Origin of the sequence: Pseudoxanthomonas composti, assembly GCF_004122095.1 — a bacterium.
Lineage (GTDB): Bacteria > Pseudomonadota > Gammaproteobacteria > Xanthomonadales > Xanthomonadaceae > Pseudoxanthomonas_A > Pseudoxanthomonas_A composti.
Genome location: NZ_SAWZ01000005.1, coordinates 182,643 through 197,934, shown reverse-complemented (window position 1 = coordinate 197,934; position 15,292 = coordinate 182,643). Strand labels below are relative to the sequence as shown.

At 70.1% G+C, this 15,292-nt stretch carries 18 protein-coding genes; 5 read left to right on the top strand and 13 right to left on the bottom strand.

From position 1 onward, the window contains the following. The first annotated feature begins 120 nt into the window (after positions 1–120). Positions 121–486 (top strand): DUF423 domain-containing protein, encoded by a 366-nt coding sequence (locus EPA99_RS11100; protein WP_129471285.1) that lies wholly within the window; start codon positions 121–123, stop codon positions 484–486. 803 nt (positions 487–1,289) lie between these two features. Here the strand turns inward: EPA99_RS11100 and EPA99_RS11095 are convergent. From EPA99_RS11095 to EPA99_RS11070, 6 genes are all read right to left on the bottom strand, one after another. Continuing rightward, positions 1,290–2,093 carry a M15 family metallopeptidase gene (locus EPA99_RS11095; RefSeq protein ID WP_129471284.1) on the bottom strand — a complete coding sequence of 268 codons (804 nt, stop codon included), beginning with the start codon at positions 2,091–2,093 and terminating at the stop codon, positions 1,290–1,292. A 31-nt stretch (positions 2,094–2,124) separates the two neighbouring features. Continuing rightward, the gene (locus EPA99_RS11090; RefSeq protein ID WP_129471283.1) at positions 2,125–2,631 is read right to left on the bottom strand and encodes a DoxX family protein; all 507 of its coding nucleotides are present in this window, start codon (positions 2,629–2,631) and stop codon (positions 2,125–2,127) included. A gap of 178 nt (positions 2,632–2,809) precedes the next feature. Continuing rightward, positions 2,810–2,995 (bottom strand): DUF4177 domain-containing protein, encoded by a 186-nt coding sequence (locus EPA99_RS11085; RefSeq protein ID WP_129471282.1) that lies wholly within the window; start codon positions 2,993–2,995, stop codon positions 2,810–2,812. After that, positions 2,992–3,186, bottom strand: coding sequence for a type II toxin-antitoxin system antitoxin (locus EPA99_RS11080; protein WP_129471281.1), 195 nt, complete (start codon positions 3,184–3,186; stop codon positions 2,992–2,994). Before EPA99_RS11080 ends, EPA99_RS11085 begins: the two co-directional genes overlap by 4 nt. Before the next feature lie 37 nt (positions 3,187–3,223). Beyond that, positions 3,224–3,706 (bottom strand): GNAT family N-acetyltransferase, encoded by a 483-nt coding sequence (locus tag EPA99_RS11075; RefSeq protein ID WP_129471471.1) that lies wholly within the window; start codon positions 3,704–3,706, stop codon positions 3,224–3,226. 17 nt (positions 3,707–3,723) lie between these two features. Next, a complete protein-coding gene (locus tag EPA99_RS11070; protein ID WP_129471280.1) occupies positions 3,724–4,590 on the bottom strand; it encodes an SPFH domain-containing protein in 867 nt (288 codons plus the stop codon). Between the two features lie 132 nt (positions 4,591–4,722). Here EPA99_RS11070 and purT point away from each other — a divergent pair, with 132 nt between their 5' ends. After that, positions 4,723–5,919 (top strand): formate-dependent phosphoribosylglycinamide formyltransferase, encoded by a 1,197-nt coding sequence (purT, locus tag EPA99_RS11065; RefSeq protein WP_129471279.1) that lies wholly within the window; start codon positions 4,723–4,725, stop codon positions 5,917–5,919. Between the two features lie 491 nt (positions 5,920–6,410). Here the strand turns inward: purT and EPA99_RS11060 are convergent, their stop codons facing one another. Together EPA99_RS11060 and EPA99_RS11055 are read right to left on the bottom strand one after the other, a co-directional pair. After that, positions 6,411–7,625, bottom strand: coding sequence for an endonuclease/exonuclease/phosphatase family protein (locus EPA99_RS11060; protein ID WP_129471278.1), 1,215 nt, complete (start codon positions 7,623–7,625; stop codon positions 6,411–6,413). A gap of 90 nt (positions 7,626–7,715) precedes the next feature. Further along, entirely contained in the window at positions 7,716–8,456 is a 741-nt protein-coding gene (locus EPA99_RS11055) for an arginyltransferase (protein ID WP_129471277.1), read from the bottom strand. Between the two features lie 249 nt (positions 8,457–8,705). Here EPA99_RS11055 and EPA99_RS11050 point away from each other — a divergent pair, with 249 nt between their 5' ends. Continuing rightward, entirely contained in the window at positions 8,706–9,305 is a 600-nt protein-coding gene (locus tag EPA99_RS11050) for an EF-hand domain-containing protein (RefSeq protein ID WP_129471276.1), read from the top strand. Positions 9,306–9,562: 257 nt separating this feature from the next. Here EPA99_RS11050 and EPA99_RS19120 read toward each other — a convergent pair whose 3' ends face one another. The 5 genes from EPA99_RS19120 to EPA99_RS11025 all read right to left on the bottom strand — a co-directional run bounded on the left by EPA99_RS19120 (position 9,563) and on the right by EPA99_RS11025 (position 14,150). Continuing rightward, complete coding sequence (locus EPA99_RS19120; protein WP_206733747.1) at positions 9,563–10,717, bottom strand: sigma-70 family RNA polymerase sigma factor; 1,155 nt, start codon at positions 10,715–10,717, stop codon at positions 9,563–9,565. A gap of 58 nt (positions 10,718–10,775) precedes the next feature. Continuing rightward, positions 10,776–11,951 carry an RNA polymerase sigma factor gene (locus EPA99_RS11040; protein ID WP_129471275.1) on the bottom strand — a complete coding sequence of 392 codons (1,176 nt, stop codon included), beginning with the start codon at positions 11,949–11,951 and terminating at the stop codon, positions 10,776–10,778. A gap of 82 nt (positions 11,952–12,033) precedes the next feature. Further along, entirely contained in the window at positions 12,034–12,564 is a 531-nt protein-coding gene (locus tag EPA99_RS11035; protein WP_129471274.1) for a pathogenicity-like protein, read from the bottom strand. Positions 12,565–12,576: 12 nt separating this feature from the next. Then, positions 12,577–13,503 (bottom strand): acyl-CoA thioesterase, encoded by a 927-nt coding sequence (locus EPA99_RS11030; RefSeq protein WP_129471273.1) that lies wholly within the window; start codon positions 13,501–13,503, stop codon positions 12,577–12,579. Between the two features lie 68 nt (positions 13,504–13,571). Beyond that, a complete protein-coding gene (locus EPA99_RS11025; RefSeq protein ID WP_129471272.1) occupies positions 13,572–14,150 on the bottom strand; it encodes an N-acetylmuramoyl-L-alanine amidase in 579 nt (192 codons plus the stop codon). 119 nt (positions 14,151–14,269) lie between these two features. Here EPA99_RS11025 and EPA99_RS11020 point away from each other — a divergent pair, with 119 nt between their 5' ends. Both EPA99_RS11020 and EPA99_RS11015 read left to right on the top strand, forming a co-directional pair. After that, positions 14,270–14,761, top strand: coding sequence for an MOSC domain-containing protein (locus EPA99_RS11020; RefSeq protein ID WP_129471271.1), 492 nt, complete (start codon positions 14,270–14,272; stop codon positions 14,759–14,761). Beyond that, entirely contained in the window at positions 14,758–15,285 is a 528-nt protein-coding gene (locus EPA99_RS11015) for a YqiA/YcfP family alpha/beta fold hydrolase (RefSeq protein ID WP_129471270.1), read from the top strand. Before EPA99_RS11020 ends, EPA99_RS11015 begins: the two co-directional genes overlap by 4 nt. Positions 15,286–15,292 lie beyond the last annotated feature (7 nt).

The window sequence follows — 15,292 nt, the reverse complement described above, 5'->3', positions numbered from 1 at the left end:
GAAAGCTCGCCTGGTCATGTACTCGCCAGACGCGCGGTCGGCAGCAGGCCCGGCGACGTCGCAACGGCGTGGTGGGTGCGCATCGGGCGCGGCCGCCAGCGCAGGAATCGGGAGAAGAAGATGTTCCAGGATCGACGCCAGCGTCGCCCGTCATTGCTCGGTTGCTGTGGCGGCCTGCTGGCCGCCGCCGCCATCGGCCTGGCCGCCTACGCGGCCCACGGCGCCCAGGGGCCCGCGCAGGCCAACCTGCACAGCGCGGCGCTGTATGCCTTCGGCCACGGCATCGCCTTGGCGGCGCTATCCGGCGGCGGGTTGAGGGCGCTGGGCCGTGTCGCCCTGTACGGGTTGCTGATCGGCACGCTGCTGTTCTCCGGCAGCCTGGTGGCCGGGGCGCTGGGCGGCTTCAGCACCCGCGCCGCGCCCGTCGGCGGGGTGACCATGATGCTGGCCTGGCTGTTGTGGGCGATCGACGCCGTGCGCCGATGAGGTCGGCGCAAGAGATTGCATTGTGCTTGCCGGTTCCGGTCGAGCTTGCCTGGCCTGCAGGCTGACGGTGGGGGCACAGGCAGGCCGGCGGCACCATGAGCAGCGTGGCCTGGTTCGTCCCGGCGGCGTGCGCCGGCTTGCAGAGCCGATGCAGTCGCGCCCCTGAGCGGGTCATGGCATGCATCGGGAGCCACACCGGGCCTCCATCCCCGGCGCCAGGGTGGACAAGCTTCGCGTTGTCCACCCTACGCCGTAGGGTGGATGGCGCTGTTCCATCCACCATCGCGTCGCGTCCGCAGGCGGTCGGGGGCACAGGGGGAGCGGATAAACGGCATGCGTCCGGACCCGCGCCGGGCTTTCCAGCCCCGGGGTGCCATGGTGGACAAGCTTCGCGTTGTCCACCCTACGCTGTAGGGTGGATGGCGCTGTTCCATCCACCATCGCGCCGCGTCCTCAGGCGACTGGGGCTCACAGAGGGGCGCATAAACGGCTTGCATCCGGACCCGCGCCGAGCTTTCCAGCTCCGGGGCGCCATGGTGGACAAGCTTCGCGTGGTCCACCCTATGCCGTAGGGTGGATGGCGCTGTTCCATCCACCATCGCGCCGCGTCCGTGGGCGCGGGGGCGAACCGGGGGGCCGGATAAACGGCATGCATCTGGAGCCGCACCGGGTTTTGAGGCCCAAGGCGCGACGGTGGACAAGCTTCGCGTTGTCCACCCTACGCCGTAGGGTGGGTGGCGGTCTTCCATCCACCATCGCGATGCGTCCTCAGGCGGGCGGGGCCCAACAGGCTCGCGATCGATTCAATCGTTCCGCAGATTCCGGTGGCACCAGTGCCAGGGCTCGTAGACGATGCCGTGCGGGTTGTCGCGCGGGTAGCTCATGTGGAAGCCGAAGGCATCGGCATGCGTGGTGAGCCAGGCGAACGCGGCGGTGCGCTCGAAGCTCTCCTCGGCCGGCGGCTCGCCGGGGGTGCCGATGTCCAGCGCCTGGCCGCTGTGGTGCTCGCTGAAGCCTGGCGCGGCGTTGACCGTGAGGATGGCATCGACCGACTGCCCGCGCGCCAGCTTCCGTTCGAAGATGCCGAGCTGGTAATCGTGGCTGCGGTAGCCGGAGATCGCATCGAGTCCGACCCCGGCCTCACGCGCGGCGCGCTGCATGGCGCGCCAGGCGCGTGCGGCGTCGGCCTCCAGCCACAGTGCGCGTCGATAGCGGTCCAGCCCTGCCAGGGCCAGCTCTGCCGGCTCGGCGATCAGCGACAGTCCCGAGGCTTGGGCATAGTCGCGCGCATCCAGGCCCAGCCGCGCCAGCCGGCTTTCCAGGCCCTGCAACGGCAAACAGCCCTGGACACGCGGCTGGCGCGCACCGATGGCATCCAGCCGGTCCAGCGCCTCGTCGATGCCGGGCTGGCGACTCCAGCCGCGCATCAATCCCATCAGGCCCTCCGGCAAGGCCGCGGCGACATAGCGGCCATCGCGTTTGCGCCGCAGCACGGTGTGCGCCCGCGCCAGCACCCGGGCATCGGCATTGCTGCGCGCTCGCAGCAGCCGTGCCGGCCACAGCTCGATGCTGGAGGTGTTGTGGAGTCGGGACGCGCGGCCTGGCATGGGCACAGCTTAGCGGCCGGGGTTCGGGCTGTCAGGCGCGTGCCGCCGTGCGCGCCTGCAGGGTGCGGTCCAAGGCGTAGTGCCCGCCGCCGGCCATGGTCAGGTGCACGCACAGGGCGAGCAGGATCACCGGATACTCGATGCCACGGTCGATCCATGGCCAGGTCGGGCCCAGCGCATAGGCGATGCCGAGCATTTCCACGACGAACATGGCGGCAATCGCACGCGTGCCCAGGCCGAGCGCCAGCAGCAGGCCGCCGAGGCTTTCCAGCAGCGTGACCAGCCAGGCCAGCAGCGGCGCGGCTGGCAGGTGCATGACGTTTTCGATCAGGTTGATCGAGCCGGCCATCGGGTCGGCCATCGATCCATGCGCGGTGCCCAGCAGCTTGGGCAGGCCATGGGTCAGCAAGGTGACGCCCAGCACCGCGCGGAGCAGGGCATAGGTCAGGGGCGTGGCCCCATCGCCGAGCCGCTTCAGCGCGGCGCGACGCGAGAATGTGGGCGTGCGGGCGGATCCTGCCTGGGGAGCGTGCGGCATGCGTGTCACCTTGCGGAGGTCGAGGACGCGCCTGCAGGCAGGCGCAGGCTCTCGATTGTGGCCACGCGCAGGTTCGAATCAATCATGCTGGCTGCAAGGACTTTTCAAGCCCGGCGAACAATCTCGACTTGCGCACGCGTGATCGCCGCGGCGCTGTCGCACGCCGCTGCGCCGGCGGTCACTGCGGTCGCTTGAACACCAGCACCGCTGGCGCCAGCGGACTGCTGACGATCATCTGCACCAGCTCCCAGCCGAGACTGCCGTGCTTGGTGAGCTCGTGCTGGAGGACATCGGTCTTGAAACCGCCCATCAGTCCGGGTTTGACTTCCACGGTCAGGTAGCTCCAGCGTGGTTGCGTACTCATGCATCGGCCTCTTCGTCTGTGGGGACATCGGGGGAGGGCGGCCGGGGCAGGCGCCCGGCCTTGCGCAGCGATTCGCGTAGCACGTACTCGATCTGCGCATTGAGTGAGCGCAGCTCGTCATCGGCCCAGCGCTGCGCCGCGGCCAGGACCTCGGCGTTGATGCGCAGCGGATAGGCTTTCTTCTCGCTCATGCGTCAACCCATCGCCACGGCGGGACCGCCAGGGTGGTCATGGCCGGTCCTCCTGCAAGGGCGAAAGCGAGCGTGTCAGCAGGTCGCGGCCTTCGTCAAGATAGCCGCAGGACAGGTACAGGCGCTTGGCCGCGGCATTGTGGTGGTTGACCTCCAACCGCAGCCGGCCGACGCCGCGCAGGCGCGCGCGCTGTTCGATGATGGCCAGGGCCTGCCGGCCCAATCCGCCGCCGCGCAGCGCAGGGGACAGGTATAGCTCGTCCAGCAGTGCGTACGTCCCGCCCTGTTCCAGGCTGAAGCCCAAGGTCATGACCGCATAGCCGGCCACCTGTGCCTGCGCGTCCAGCCACAGCAGGGCCTCGCCATTGCGCGGGTCGGCCAGCAGCGCCTCCACGCCGGTGCGTGCGCGGGCCTGGTCGAAGGCGATGCGGTCCTCGGCGTAGAACAGGCGCATCTGCGCCAGCAGCGCGGCGCGGTCGGCCTGGGTGGCCTGCCGGAACGCCAGCGCCACCGGCCGCAGGGCGTCTTGCCCCGGCATCAGTACAGCGAGCCCGCGTTGACCACCGGTTGGGTGCCGCGGTCGCCGCACAGCACCACCAGCAGGTTGCTGACCATGGCCGCGCGACGCTCCTCGTCCAGCTTCACCGTGCCGGTCCTCTCCAGCTCGGCCAGCGCCATTTCCACCATGCCCACCGCACCGGAGACGATGCGCGTGCGCGCAGCGATCACCGCATTGGCCTGCTGCCGCTGCAGCATCGCCCCGGCGATCTCCGGCGCGTAGGCCAGGTGGCTGATGCGCGCCTCGATCACGTCCACGCCCGCCTGGGTCAGGCGCTCGTCCAGGTGATGCTTGAGCTGCTCGCTGATCTCGGCCGGATGGCTGCGCAGGGAGATCTGGTCGTCCTCATGCTGGTCGTAGGGGTGGCTGGTGGCCATGGCGCGCAGCGCCGCCTCGGACTGGATGTGCACGAAGCTTTCGTAGTCGTCCACGTTGTAGACCGCCTCTGAGGCGTCGTTGACCTGCCAGACGATGACTGCGGCGATTTCGATCGGGCTGCCGTCCAGCTCGTTGACCTTGAGCCGACCGCTCTCGAAGTTGCGCACCCGCAGGGACACCTTCTTCTTGGTCAGGAACGGGTTGTTCCAGCGCAGGCCGTTGTCCTTGACCGTGCCCACGTATTTGCCGAACAGGCTCAGCACCGCGGCCTGGTTGGGCTCGACCATGTAGGCGCCGCACAGGACGAACAGGCCGCCCACGATGGCCAGGATCGAGGGCAACAGGGTCACCATCGGAAACATGCCCATGACGGTGCCGACGATGCCCCAGCCCGCCAGCAGGAACACCGCCAGAGTGATCAGGACCACGGGAATGCCGGGGATGGAACCGAGGGTTTTCTCTTTCATTGCGGGCGTCCTTGGGATGTCGAGAACGAAAGATATCAAAATGATATCAGTCCGCAAGTACCGTTCGTCCGGCGGGGTGCGGCACCTGGCCCTGGCTAGAATTGGCGCCCCTCATCTGCTGGATCCGTCTCCATGACCACGCTCGGCACGCCGCTGTCCCCGTCCGCCACCCGCGTCCTGCTGCTGGGGTCCGGAGAACTGGGCAAGGAGGTGGCCATCGAACTGCAGCGCCTGGGCGTTGAGGTGATCGCCGCCGACCGCTACGCCGACGCGCCGGCCATGCAGGTGGCCCATCGCAGCCACGTGCTGGACATGCTGGACCCGGCGGCCTTGCGGGCCCTGATCGCACAGGAGCGGCCGCACCTGGTGGTGCCGGAGATCGAGGCCATCCACACCCCGACCCTGGTCGAACTGGAGGCCGACGGCCTGCAGGTCATTCCCACCGCTCGCGCCGCGCGGCTGACCATGGACCGCGAGGGCATCCGCCGCCTGGCTGCCGAGACCCTGGGCCTGCCGACGTCGCCGTACCGCTTCGTCGACAATCGCGAGCAGTACGAGGCCGCGGTGGCCGCCGTGGGCCTGCCGTGCGTGGTCAAGCCGCTGATGTCCTCCTCGGGCAAGGGCCAGAGCACGCTGCGCAGTCAGGCCGACATCGGCCCGGCCTGGGATTACGCGCAAACCGGCGGCCGTGCCGGCGCCGGGCGCTGCATCGTCGAGGGCTTCATCGACTTCGATTACGAGATCACCCTGCTGACCGTGCGCCATGCCGGCGGCACCAGTTTCTGCGCGCCCATCGGTCACTGGCAGAAGGACGGCGACTATCGCGAAAGCTGGCAGCCGCAGCCGATGTCGGCGGCCGCGCTGGCGCGCGCGCAGCAGATCGCTCGGGCCATCACCGATGACCTGGGCGGACGCGGCCTGTTCGGCGTGGAGTTGTTCGTCAAGGGCGATGAGGTGTGGTTCTCGGAAGTCTCCCCGCGCCCGCACGACACCGGGCTGGTCACGCTGCTCTCGCAGGACCTGAGCGAGTTCGCACTGCATGCGCGCGCCATCCTCGGCCTGCCGGTGGGGGCGGCCGATGGCGAAGTGATCGGCCATCTCGCCCCGTCCGCGTCGTGCGCCATGCTGGCACAGGGCCATGGCGTGCCGGTGTTCGCCAACATCGAAGCGGCGCTGGTCTCGCCGGACACCGCCTTGCGCCTGTTCGGCAAGCCGCGCGTGGAAGGCCAGCGCCGCGTCGGCGTGACCCTGGCGCGCGCTGCGGATATCGATGCGGCACGTGCGACGGCGCGCGAGGCGGCCGCGGCGATCGGGGTGACGCTGGAATAAGCCGCCGGCGCTTGCGCAAGCGCGGGAATCGCGGGGCCTGAGTCGGGTCGAGAGAAACGAGTTGAGAGGAACGAGGAACGAGTGAGGGCAAGAGCGCTCGTTGCCTTCACTCGCGTCTCGCTTCTCTTCATTTCTTTCCTCGAGTCATGAGGCTCGGTCTTCGGATGCGTTCATCGTTCGACGGCGGCGCGATTGCGGCCGTCGTCGATGCGGGCGGGCTTCAGTAGGAACCCTGTGGGAGCGGCTTCAGCCGCGCAAGTGGCTTTACCGGTGAAGCCCCTTCGCGGCTGAAGCCGCTCCCACGAGAGGGCTGACGCGACGGCTCGGTGCAGCTGACCGGGGCGTAGGGGCCAACCGGGCACGACGAGGAGCGAGTCGAGAGGAACGAGTTACGGCAGAAGCGACGCAAGGCACTTTACTCGTTTCTCGTTCCTACTCACTCGTTCCTCAAGGCTCACAGCTAATTCCACAAGCTTCCAAGACCATCCACTTCAAAGCCGCAGATCCGCCCACACCAGATGATGATCGCTGCCGTCGGCGATGGCGGCCTGCGGTGAGCTGCTTTCGGGCCAGAACACGCCGCCGCCCTCGTAAGAGAAGCCCACCGACGGCAGCACGTAGTCCAGCCGCATCGCGCCGGCCTTGGGGCCGAAATCGCCGGTGACCTGCGCGGGCGCGCCGCGGCGCGCGATGCCCTTGGCGGCGTAGCCGCGCGCGGTTTCCTCGCCGCCTGCGCTGGTGGGGGTGGGGTGGCGCAGCACGCGCGGATGTTCCAGCAGTTCGACGATGGCCTCATGGTGGCCGTCGCCATCGACCGGATCGTTGTTGAGGTCTCCGGCGATCACGAACCGGGCATCGGCCTGCAGCCCGCCACAGCGGCCGGCGTCATCGCACAGCCAGGGCTGGTCGCCTGGCGTCAGGTACTGGGTCCATAGGCGGATCTCGTCGGCATTGCGCAGGCCGTTGCGGTCCTCCGGTCCGTCGAACACCGGTGGGGTCGGGTGCGACACCAGGAAGTGCACCACGCCGCCCGGCGTGCGCACCGGCACGTCCCAGTGCGACTTGGACGACAGCCGCAGCTGCGGCCAGGCGTGGGCCGAATACCAGGGCTTGCCCGTGCGCGGGTCGACCGGGTTGTGCGCGCCAGGGAAGGTGGACCATTTCAGCAACTGGAAGCTGCGCACGGCCGCCGCATCGATGGGATAGCGTGACAGCACCAGCATGCCGTACTGGCCCGGGTGCAGACCGAAGCCCCAGGCATCGTTGCCGCGCGCGCGGCCTTGCCCACCGACCACGCCATCGCTGTCCAGGTCCAGCCCGCTGGGAACACCGGTATTGACCGGGCCGGTGTAGCGATAGGCGTAGTGCAGCGGCTGGCCGCCGCCGGGCTGGGCCATCTCGAGGTACTTGCGCTGGAACAGCGTGGCCGCGCGCTGGGCAGGGTCGTAATCGAACTCATTGAGCAGCACCAGATCCGGCCGCACCTGTTGCAGGACCGCGGCGATCTTGCGTGCATGGGCGCTGTCGCCTTCCAGCTCGCCGATCAGTCCGCCGGCCTGGTCCGCGTACAGGGAGGTGTTGTAGGTGGCTACGCGCAGCGTGGCATCGGCCGGGGCGGCGGGCGTAGGTGTGGCGTGCATGCAGGCACTCATCGCCAACGGCAGCGACAGGGCGAGCAGCAGGCGGAAGATGGGAAGGGTGGACATGCGCCCATCATCGCAGGCGCGCAGGTCAGTGCGATGACGCCGGCATGCGCTGGCTGTGCCGATGTCGGGCAGGCGCGGCCGGCGACCAGCTCATTGGTCCGCATCGACCGGCATGATCTGCCAGCGACGCCCATCGAAATATTCCAGCGGGCGATAGCGTCGCTTGTAGTCCATCTTGCGATGGCCCTGGATCCAGTAGCCCAGGTACAGGTGCCGGCGATGATCGCGCCGGGCCCATTCGATCTGGCGCAGGATTGCCAAGGTGCCCAGGCTTCGGCGCTCCAGCTCGGGCTCGAAGAAGGTATAGACCGCCGACAGCGCGTCGGGCACCAGGTCGGTCACCGCCACGGCGATCAGCCGGCCGTCCTCACGCAGCTCCAGGAAGCGGCCCTGCGACCAGCTGCCGACCAGGAACTGCTCGAACTCCGCCGCACCGTGGGTGTCCATGCCGCCGCCGGCATGACGACTGGCCAGGTAACGCTGGTACAGCGCCAGGTGCTCGGCGGTGCGCTCGTTCTGCACCACGCGCGTTTCCACCCGTGCGTTGGCCTTGAGCGCGCGGCGCTGGCTGCGGTCCGGGTGGAAGTCGTTGACGTCGATGCGCACCGGCACGCAGGCGCGGCAGCCCTGGCAGTGCGGCCGGTAGACCAGGTTGCCCGATTTGCGGAAGCCCCATTCCAGCGCGGTCGGGTAGAAGGTGGGCAGGCGCGGATCGCGCGGGTCCAGCACCAGGTCGCGGGCGGTGCGGTTGGGCCAGTAGCCGCACGGGTGCTCGCCAGTGTGGAACAGCTGCAGTTCATCGCCGCTGCGCGGCAGCGCGTTGCTGCCCATCACCCCGGCCTCGGCAAGGTCGCCGCGCGGCCGTGCACATGCAGCCGCGTTTGGCGGTGCGCGGCGCAGGCGGCAGGGGCGACAGGTGCGGGAGTCATGCGGTCAGGATACTGCGGCAATGCCGTCGCGATGTCTGCGACTGTCGCATCGCTGAACAGAGCCGCGTGCGGGGTCAACGCCCCGGCAAGGCCGGCGTTTGTAGGTACCAGTGGCGCACGACGCCACGCCTTCCAACACTGGAGTTCAACGATGCGCCGTCAATCCCTGCTGACCCTGGCCGTGCTGGCCACCCTCACCGCCGGAACCGCCTTCGCCGTCACGCCGGCCGCACCGCCCAAGCCCGATGCGCCCAAGCCGCAGCTGGACGTCAACGGCGATGGCGTGATCGACCGCGCCGAGGCCGCCAAGTCGCCACGCCTGGCCGAGAAGTTCGACACCCTGGACACCAACAAGGACGGCAAGCTGTCCACCGAGGAACTGCGTGCCGGCCATGGCCCGCGTGGCCACCATGGCCCGCGCGGTGGGCATGAGCGCATGGCCCGGCTGGATACCAACAAGGATGGCCGCATCAGCGCCGAGGAAGCCAAGGCCGATCCGAAGTTCGCCGCGCGCTTTGCCGAGATGGATCTCAACAAGGACGGCTACGTTGACAAGGGCGACTTTGCGCTGCGCACCAAACAGCATCGTGATGCCTGGTTCGCCGAGGCCGACACCAACAAGGACGGCCAGCTGAGCAAGGCCGAGTTCGACGCGGCCAAGCCCGATGGGCGCAGGCATGCCCGCGGCCCGGGCGGCCCTGATGGCAAGCCGATGCCGCCCAAGCCGGCCGGCGCGGCCAAGACGCAGTAAGCGTCGCGACGAGTGTGATGGATCAGCCCGCGATGGATGCGGGCTGATTTTTTCTATCCGTGCCGATCGGAAGAATGAGGTGCGCGCTGTTGCCCGAGCGGGCAGCGGTGAGGCATTCGGCGCAATGGCGCGCATGGTCAAGGATTGTCCAAGAAGTATTCCTGTGGGAGCGGCTTCAGCCGCGAAGGGCTTTCCCAGTAAAGCCTCTTCGCGGCTGAAGCCGCTCCCACAGCAAGATGCACTGATGGGGCGAGCGCTCAAAGCGGCAGGCGGCCGGTGGAGATCAGCGCGTAGAGCAGGCCGCCGCCGCCGCAGGCCAGGCCGGTGGCCGCGCCCAGCCAGCACAGCAGGCGCTCGCGGCGGCGCGCCCTGGCCGCGGCGATGGGGTCGCGTTGGGCTTCCAGCGCATGCCGGCGCGCCTTGATGCGCGGTTCGACAAAGGCCGACTGCCAGAAGATCACACCGAAGAACACGGCCGCCAGCAGCACCGGCGCGAGCCAGCCGCGGCTCATGGTGGCCACCAGGGTCATCAGCACCACGAACATCGCGCTGGCCAGGCTGTTGATCAGCGCCACGCGCTTGAGTTGCCCGCGCTCGCGCGCGTCGATGGCGCCGCGCAGGTTGCGACGCAGGCCCCACCAGATGCCGATCGCGGCGCCCGACAGGCCCACGCCTACGCTGCCCAGCGTGCCCAGCAGCAGCTGCGCCAGGGTCTTGCCACCGGCCGCGCCGGTCAGGCCCAGCACGGTCGCCGCCGCGGCCGGCGGACTGGCCAGGGCCAGGGCGGCAGTGACCACGGTGGCAAAGCCGGCCGCGGGCGCGGAACTGCGGGCGAACTCGCCAAAGCGCGCCAGCATTTCTTCGCGCACGGCGGCGCGGGCGCGCGAGAGGCGCTTGCGCACGGCCGCATCGGTCAGGCCCAGCAGGGTGGCGACCTGCTGCGAGCTCTGGCCTTCGCGGTAGAACAGCAGCAGGGTTTCGCGCGCGTCCTCGGGCAGGGCGGCGATGACCTCGGCGGCCACGGCCTCCTCCTCGGTCTGCAGCAGGCGCTCGTCAGGCGTGGGCGCGGTGTCGGCGGCCAGTTCGATGGCCAGTTCCGCCTGCTCGCCATTGAACGGGCGGTGGCGGGCGTTGCGCAGGTGGTTGCGCGCCAGGTTGCGGGCGATCTGGCGCACCCAGGGCAGGAAGCTGTCCGGCTGCTTCAGCCGGCCCAGGTGCCGCCAGGCGCTGATGAAGGTTTCCTGGGCGATGTCCTCGCTGGCCTGTACGTCGCGGGTGATGGCCCAGGCCACGGCAGTGACGGTGTTCTGGCAGGCGCCGACGATGCGCCCATAGGCCGCAGGGTCGCCTGCGGCGGCGGCGGGCAGCTCGCGGCGCAGGGTCAGGTCAAGGTCAAAGGTGGTCGTGGTCATGGGCGTGTCCGGTGCGATCCTAGAGCAGGACACGCCGGGGCGGGCGATGTGACACGCGCTACAGGCGCTGGAGGATCAACGGCAGCACCATCACCACCAGCGCGAAATTGCTCAGGACGGTCCCGGTCATGCCGAAGCTCAGCCGGTAGGCCATCTGCCGCCTGCGCGCGCCCTGACGATCGCGCGCGGTGTCGCGAGCGATCAGCGGCTGCATTACCCGACGCAGCGGTCCCAGCTGCTCGCAGGTGACGATGCCGATGCCGGCCACCAGGGTGGCGGCCAGCGCCCAGGCGCTGGTGGTGGTCAGCGCCACCAAGGTCCCCACCAGGACGCAGCCGATGCCGATGGCCAGGTAGCGGCAATACGCCCGCCACACCATGCGGCGCTCGGCCTGGGTTTCGGTGAAGCGGAACAGCACCCCGCGCATCAGCCAGGCAGTGAGGCCGCCGCTGAGCAGCCCGCCTGCCAGCGCGCCGGCACCCGCGGCGGCGCTGCCCACGAGCCACTTGCCCAGCAGGCCGCCGCCAACCGAAACCGCCGCAGCCTCCACGCCTGCCGCGGCGGCGGGCTTGGCCGCCAGCCCCAGCACGCCGACCAGGGTGGCGGTGAAGGCGGTGGACGGCGCGCTGCCACGGGCGAAGCGGCCGAAGCGTTGCAGCAGCTCTTCGCGCACGGCTTCGCGGGCGCGGGAGAGGCGCTTGCGCACGGCCGCGTCGCTGATGCCCAGCAGTTGCGCCACCTGCTGCGAGCTCTGGCCCTCGCGATAGAACAGCAGCAGGGTCTCGCGGCTGTCCTCGGGCAGGCTGGAGATGATCTCGGTGGCGGCGCGCTCTTCTTCCAGCGCCACCAGCCGCTGCGCCGGCTCCGGCGCGGGGTCTGCGGCCATGCCGATGGCGATCTCGGCCACCTCGCCGGTCATCGGCCGGCCGCGCTGGCTGCGCAGCCAGTCGCGCGCCAGGTTGCGGGTGATCTGCCGCAGCCAGGGCAGGAAGCTGGCGTGGTTGTGCAGCCGGCTCAGCTGCTGCCAGGCCCGCAGGAAGGCTTCCTGGGCGATGTCCTCGCTGGCCTGGACATCGCGGGTGATCGCCAGGGCGATGGCGGTCACCGTGTTCTGGCAGGTCGCCACCACGCGTCCGTAGGCCAGACCATCGCCGCCTGCGGCGGCGGACAGGTCCAGGTGCAGCGCGGCATCCAGGTCCTGGCGTGCGTCGGGCAGCAGGGCGGTGGCGGTCATCGGTGTTCTCCTTCGAGGCGGTCCGGCATGCCTGGACGCGCGCGGCCGGCGAATGTGACCACCAAGACGCCCCTGCGCGGGCTCAGCGGCGCGGGGCCTGCGGCGGGGTGGAGATGGGAATGCGCACCTCGCCCTCCTTCAGCCCGTCGTCGTAGGGCTGGGCATTGCGCTGCTGGCGCGCCTGTTCGGCCTGGAGGGCCTGGGCCTGGCGCAGCTCCTCGGCGGCTTGGCGGTGGCGCATGAAGGTGGCGATGGCGGCCGCGGCGATGCAGGCCATCAGCACCAGGCGGATGCGCCAGGCCCAGTTGCGCTTGGGGGCGGCCTCGGTGGGCAGCGGCGCGTACTGGGACGAGCGGCGCTGGTCGGGACGGGTGCTTTCCATCAGCCCGGCCTCGCGCAGCAGTTCGCGTGCGCGCGGCTGGTCGTCGGCGTGGCGCACCCACACCGTGGGACGGTCCTTGGACGGGGTGGGGTCGCTGTAGCTGAAGCGGCCGCTGCGCTTGCTCTGGTAGGAGCGGCCGTTGGTGACGTAGACGTCCACGCCGGCCTCGGTCAGCAGCTTGGCCACGCCCTCGACGGTCTCGACGCGTTGGCTGGAAAAGATCTGGCGCATGGGGAAGTCCGGTTAATCCTTGGCCGGCACGTGCCGGGCGGCGTCGGCGTCGGGCAACACGCGGATCAGGCCTTCCTGCTGCACGCTGGCCACCAGCTGGCCCTGGCGGTCGAAGATCTGCCCGCGGGCCAGGCCGCGCGAGTTCTGGGCGGTGGGGCTGTCGATGGAATACAGCAGCCAGTCGTCGGTGCGGAAGGGGCGGTGGAACCACAGCGCGTGGTCCAGCGAGGCCATCTGCACGTTGGGCTGGTAATAGCTGATGCCGTGCGGGAAGTTGGCCGTGCCCAGCAGCTGGAAATCGGACACGTAGGCCAGCAATGCCCGGTGCAGCGCGTCCGAGTCGCCGACCGGCTGGGTCAGGCGGAACCAGATCTGCTGGAACGGCGGCAGGCGCTCGGGCTTGAGCTCGTTGCGCGGATGCACGTGGCGGAACTCGAACGGCCCCTGCCGCGAGAGCCAGCGCTGCACCTTGGGCGCCAGGCTGGCCATGATGTGGGCCGGCACCGGCGGCAGTTCCGGCACGTCTTCCGGCGGCGGCACCTGCGGCATCGGCGGCTGGTGGGTGGCCCCGTCTTCCAGCGCCTGGAAGGAGGCGGCGCAGAAGAAGATCACCTTGCCGTGCTGGATGGCCGTGACCCGCCGCACCGAGAAGCTGCCGCCATCGCGGGTGCGGTCCACGTCGTAGACGATGGGGGCGTTCACATCGCCGGCGCGCAGGAAATAGGCGTGCAACGAGTGCGCCAGCCGGCCGGCGGCCGGGTCCACCGTGGCCTGCGCGGCCGACAGCGACTGCCCCAGCACCTGGCCGCCGAACACGTACTTGGTGCCGATGTCGCGGCTCTGTCCGCGGAACAGGTTGTCCTCCAGCCGCTCCAGCGAGAGCAGGTCGATCAGTTCGTCGGCGACGGGCTGGTGGGGGGCGGGGCGGGCTGAAGACACGGGTGGGTCAGGGCTGGCGGGGGATGGCCCGATTATATGCCGCCGCCCGGCGCGGCCCGGGCCGGCCGTCAGGGCGTGGGCAGTCGCTCCAGCGCGATGGCGGCAAGCACCTCATCCCAGGGAAACAGCGGGCCGGGGTCGCGCTTGCGCGGCACCGTGCGGGCCGGATCGTTGCTGGCCGGGACCTGCTCGGTGTCCAGGTCCTCGTGCCCGGTGATGAAGGCCAGGGCCGGCAGCTGGCGCTGCAGCCGGGCGATCAGCGCCACCAGCGCGTCGATCTGCGCGGCGGGGTAGGGGTGTTCCATGGCCTGGTGGTCCCAGTCCAGCCAGTTCGGGTAACGCCCCGTGTTGACCAGCTCCACCCCGATCGAGCGCGGGTTGTGGCCGCGCACGTGGTGGGCGATGCGCTCGGGCGCCACCCAGCACTGCGTGCTGCCGTCGCGGTCGATGTAGTAATGGCCGCTGTTGCCGGTGCCGGCCGCGTAGCGGACCTGCTCGCCGTACTGGCGGGCCATGGCCAGGTCCGGCAGCTCGGTGCAATGCACGACCAGCAGGTCCACCTGCGCCAGCGGGCGCGGCGCCAGCAGGGCCTCGTAGGGCAACGGCAGGTAGGCCGGCGCGGCGGGCTCGGAGAAGGGCGGGGACATGGCCGCGCATGTTAGAGGGTCGGGGCCGGGCACGTCAGGCATGCGCGGCCGGGCTGGGCCGGCCAGTCAAGTAAACTGTGCGGTCTTGGTCGCCCACGCCGCATCGCCACGGAGCCCGCATGCCCTTCCATCCCGACTCGCCGCTCGCCCGGCTGATGTCCACCTTGCCGCGGGCCGGGCAGGTGCAGTGGATCGGCCTGCGGCCGGCGCGCGACCGGCCGATGCTGGAGATGCCCTACGCCGATGCCAGCGCCGGTGGCGGTCTGGCCGGCGACCGCTACAAGGGCGGCAGCGGCAAGCGCGGGCTGACCCTGATCCAGGCCGAACACCTGCCGGTGATCGCCGCCCTGGCCGGGCACGAGCGGCTGCTGCCGGCGCAGCTGCGGCGCAACGTGGTGGTCTCGGGCATCCCGCTGATCGCACTGAAGGCGCGCCGCTTCCGCATCGGCGAGGTGGTGCTGGAAGGCACCGAGCCCTGCGATCCGTGCTCGCGCATGGAAGATGCGCTCGGGCCCGGTGGCTACAACGCCATGCGCGGGCATGGCGGCCTGTGTGCCCGCATCATCGAGGGCGGGCGTTTTTCGGTAGGCGACAAGGTGGAGGCGCTGTGATTCGCGGACATTGCATTCTTTCCCATGGCTTCGAGAGCGGCCCGGACGCCGTCAAGGTGACCGCGCTGGCCGAGGTCGCCGAGCGCCTGGGCTGGACCCATGAGCGCCCGGACTATCGCGACCTGGACGCCCGCGCCGACATCAGCCAGCTGGGCGATGTGGCCTCGCGCCTGATGCGCCTGCGCGGGCTGGCCGAGGCCGCGGCCAAGCGCGGCCCGCTGGTGCTGGTGGGGTCCAGCCTGGGCGCCTACATCGCCGCGCAGGTGTCCCTGCAGGTCACCACGCACGGGCTGTTCCTGCTGGCCCCGCCCACGCAGATGGGCCCCATGCCGGATCTGGACGCGGCCGCGGTGCCGGTGTCGATCGTGCATGGCTGGGACGACGAGCTGATCCCGGCCGGTGCGGTGATCAACTGGGCGCACACGCGCCGCGCGCGCCTGCTGCTGGTCGATGACGACCATCGCCTCGGCAAGCACGTGGATACCTGCGCCGAGGCCTTCGCGCAGCTGCTGGCCTTGCTCTGAACCTCCA

Coding starts and splice junctions, on each gene's coding strand:
- EPA99_RS11070 (WP_129471280.1), bottom strand. CDS start 4,590: ATGAAAGAGAAAACCCTCGGTTCCATCCCCGGCATTCCCGTGGTCCTG.
- EPA99_RS11040 (WP_129471275.1), bottom strand. CDS start 11,951: ATGACCGCCACCGCCCTGCTGCCCGACGCACGCCAGGACCTGGATGCC.
- purT (WP_129471279.1), top strand. CDS start 4,723: ATGACCACGCTCGGCACGCCGCTGTCCCCGTCCGCCACCCGCGTCCTG.
- EPA99_RS11090 (WP_129471283.1), bottom strand. CDS start 2,631: ATGCCGCACGCTCCCCAGGCAGGATCCGCCCGCACGCCCACATTCTCG.
- EPA99_RS11095 (WP_129471284.1), bottom strand. CDS start 2,093: ATGCCAGGCCGCGCGTCCCGACTCCACAACACCTCCAGCATCGAGCTG.
- EPA99_RS11080 (WP_129471281.1), bottom strand. CDS start 3,186: ATGAGCGAGAAGAAAGCCTATCCGCTGCGCATCAACGCCGAGGTCCTG.
- EPA99_RS11035 (WP_129471274.1), bottom strand. CDS start 12,564: ATGCGCCAGATCTTTTCCAGCCAACGCGTCGAGACCGTCGAGGGCGTG.
- EPA99_RS11060 (WP_129471278.1), bottom strand. CDS start 7,625: ATGTCCACCCTTCCCATCTTCCGCCTGCTGCTCGCCCTGTCGCTGCCG.
- EPA99_RS11055 (WP_129471277.1), bottom strand. CDS start 8,456: ATGGGCAGCAACGCGCTGCCGCGCAGCGGCGATGAACTGCAGCTGTTC.
- EPA99_RS11050 (WP_129471276.1), top strand. CDS start 8,706: ATGCGCCGTCAATCCCTGCTGACCCTGGCCGTGCTGGCCACCCTCACC.
- EPA99_RS11025 (WP_129471272.1), bottom strand. CDS start 14,150: ATGTCCCCGCCCTTCTCCGAGCCCGCCGCGCCGGCCTACCTGCCGTTG.
- EPA99_RS19120 (WP_206733747.1), bottom strand. CDS start 10,717: ATGACCACGACCACCTTTGACCTTGACCTGACCCTGCGCCGCGAGCTG.
- EPA99_RS11020 (WP_129471271.1), top strand. CDS start 14,270: ATGCCCTTCCATCCCGACTCGCCGCTCGCCCGGCTGATGTCCACCTTG.
- EPA99_RS11085 (WP_129471282.1), bottom strand. CDS start 2,995: ATGAGTACGCAACCACGCTGGAGCTACCTGACCGTGGAAGTCAAACCC.
- EPA99_RS11100 (WP_129471285.1), top strand. CDS start 121: ATGTTCCAGGATCGACGCCAGCGTCGCCCGTCATTGCTCGGTTGCTGT.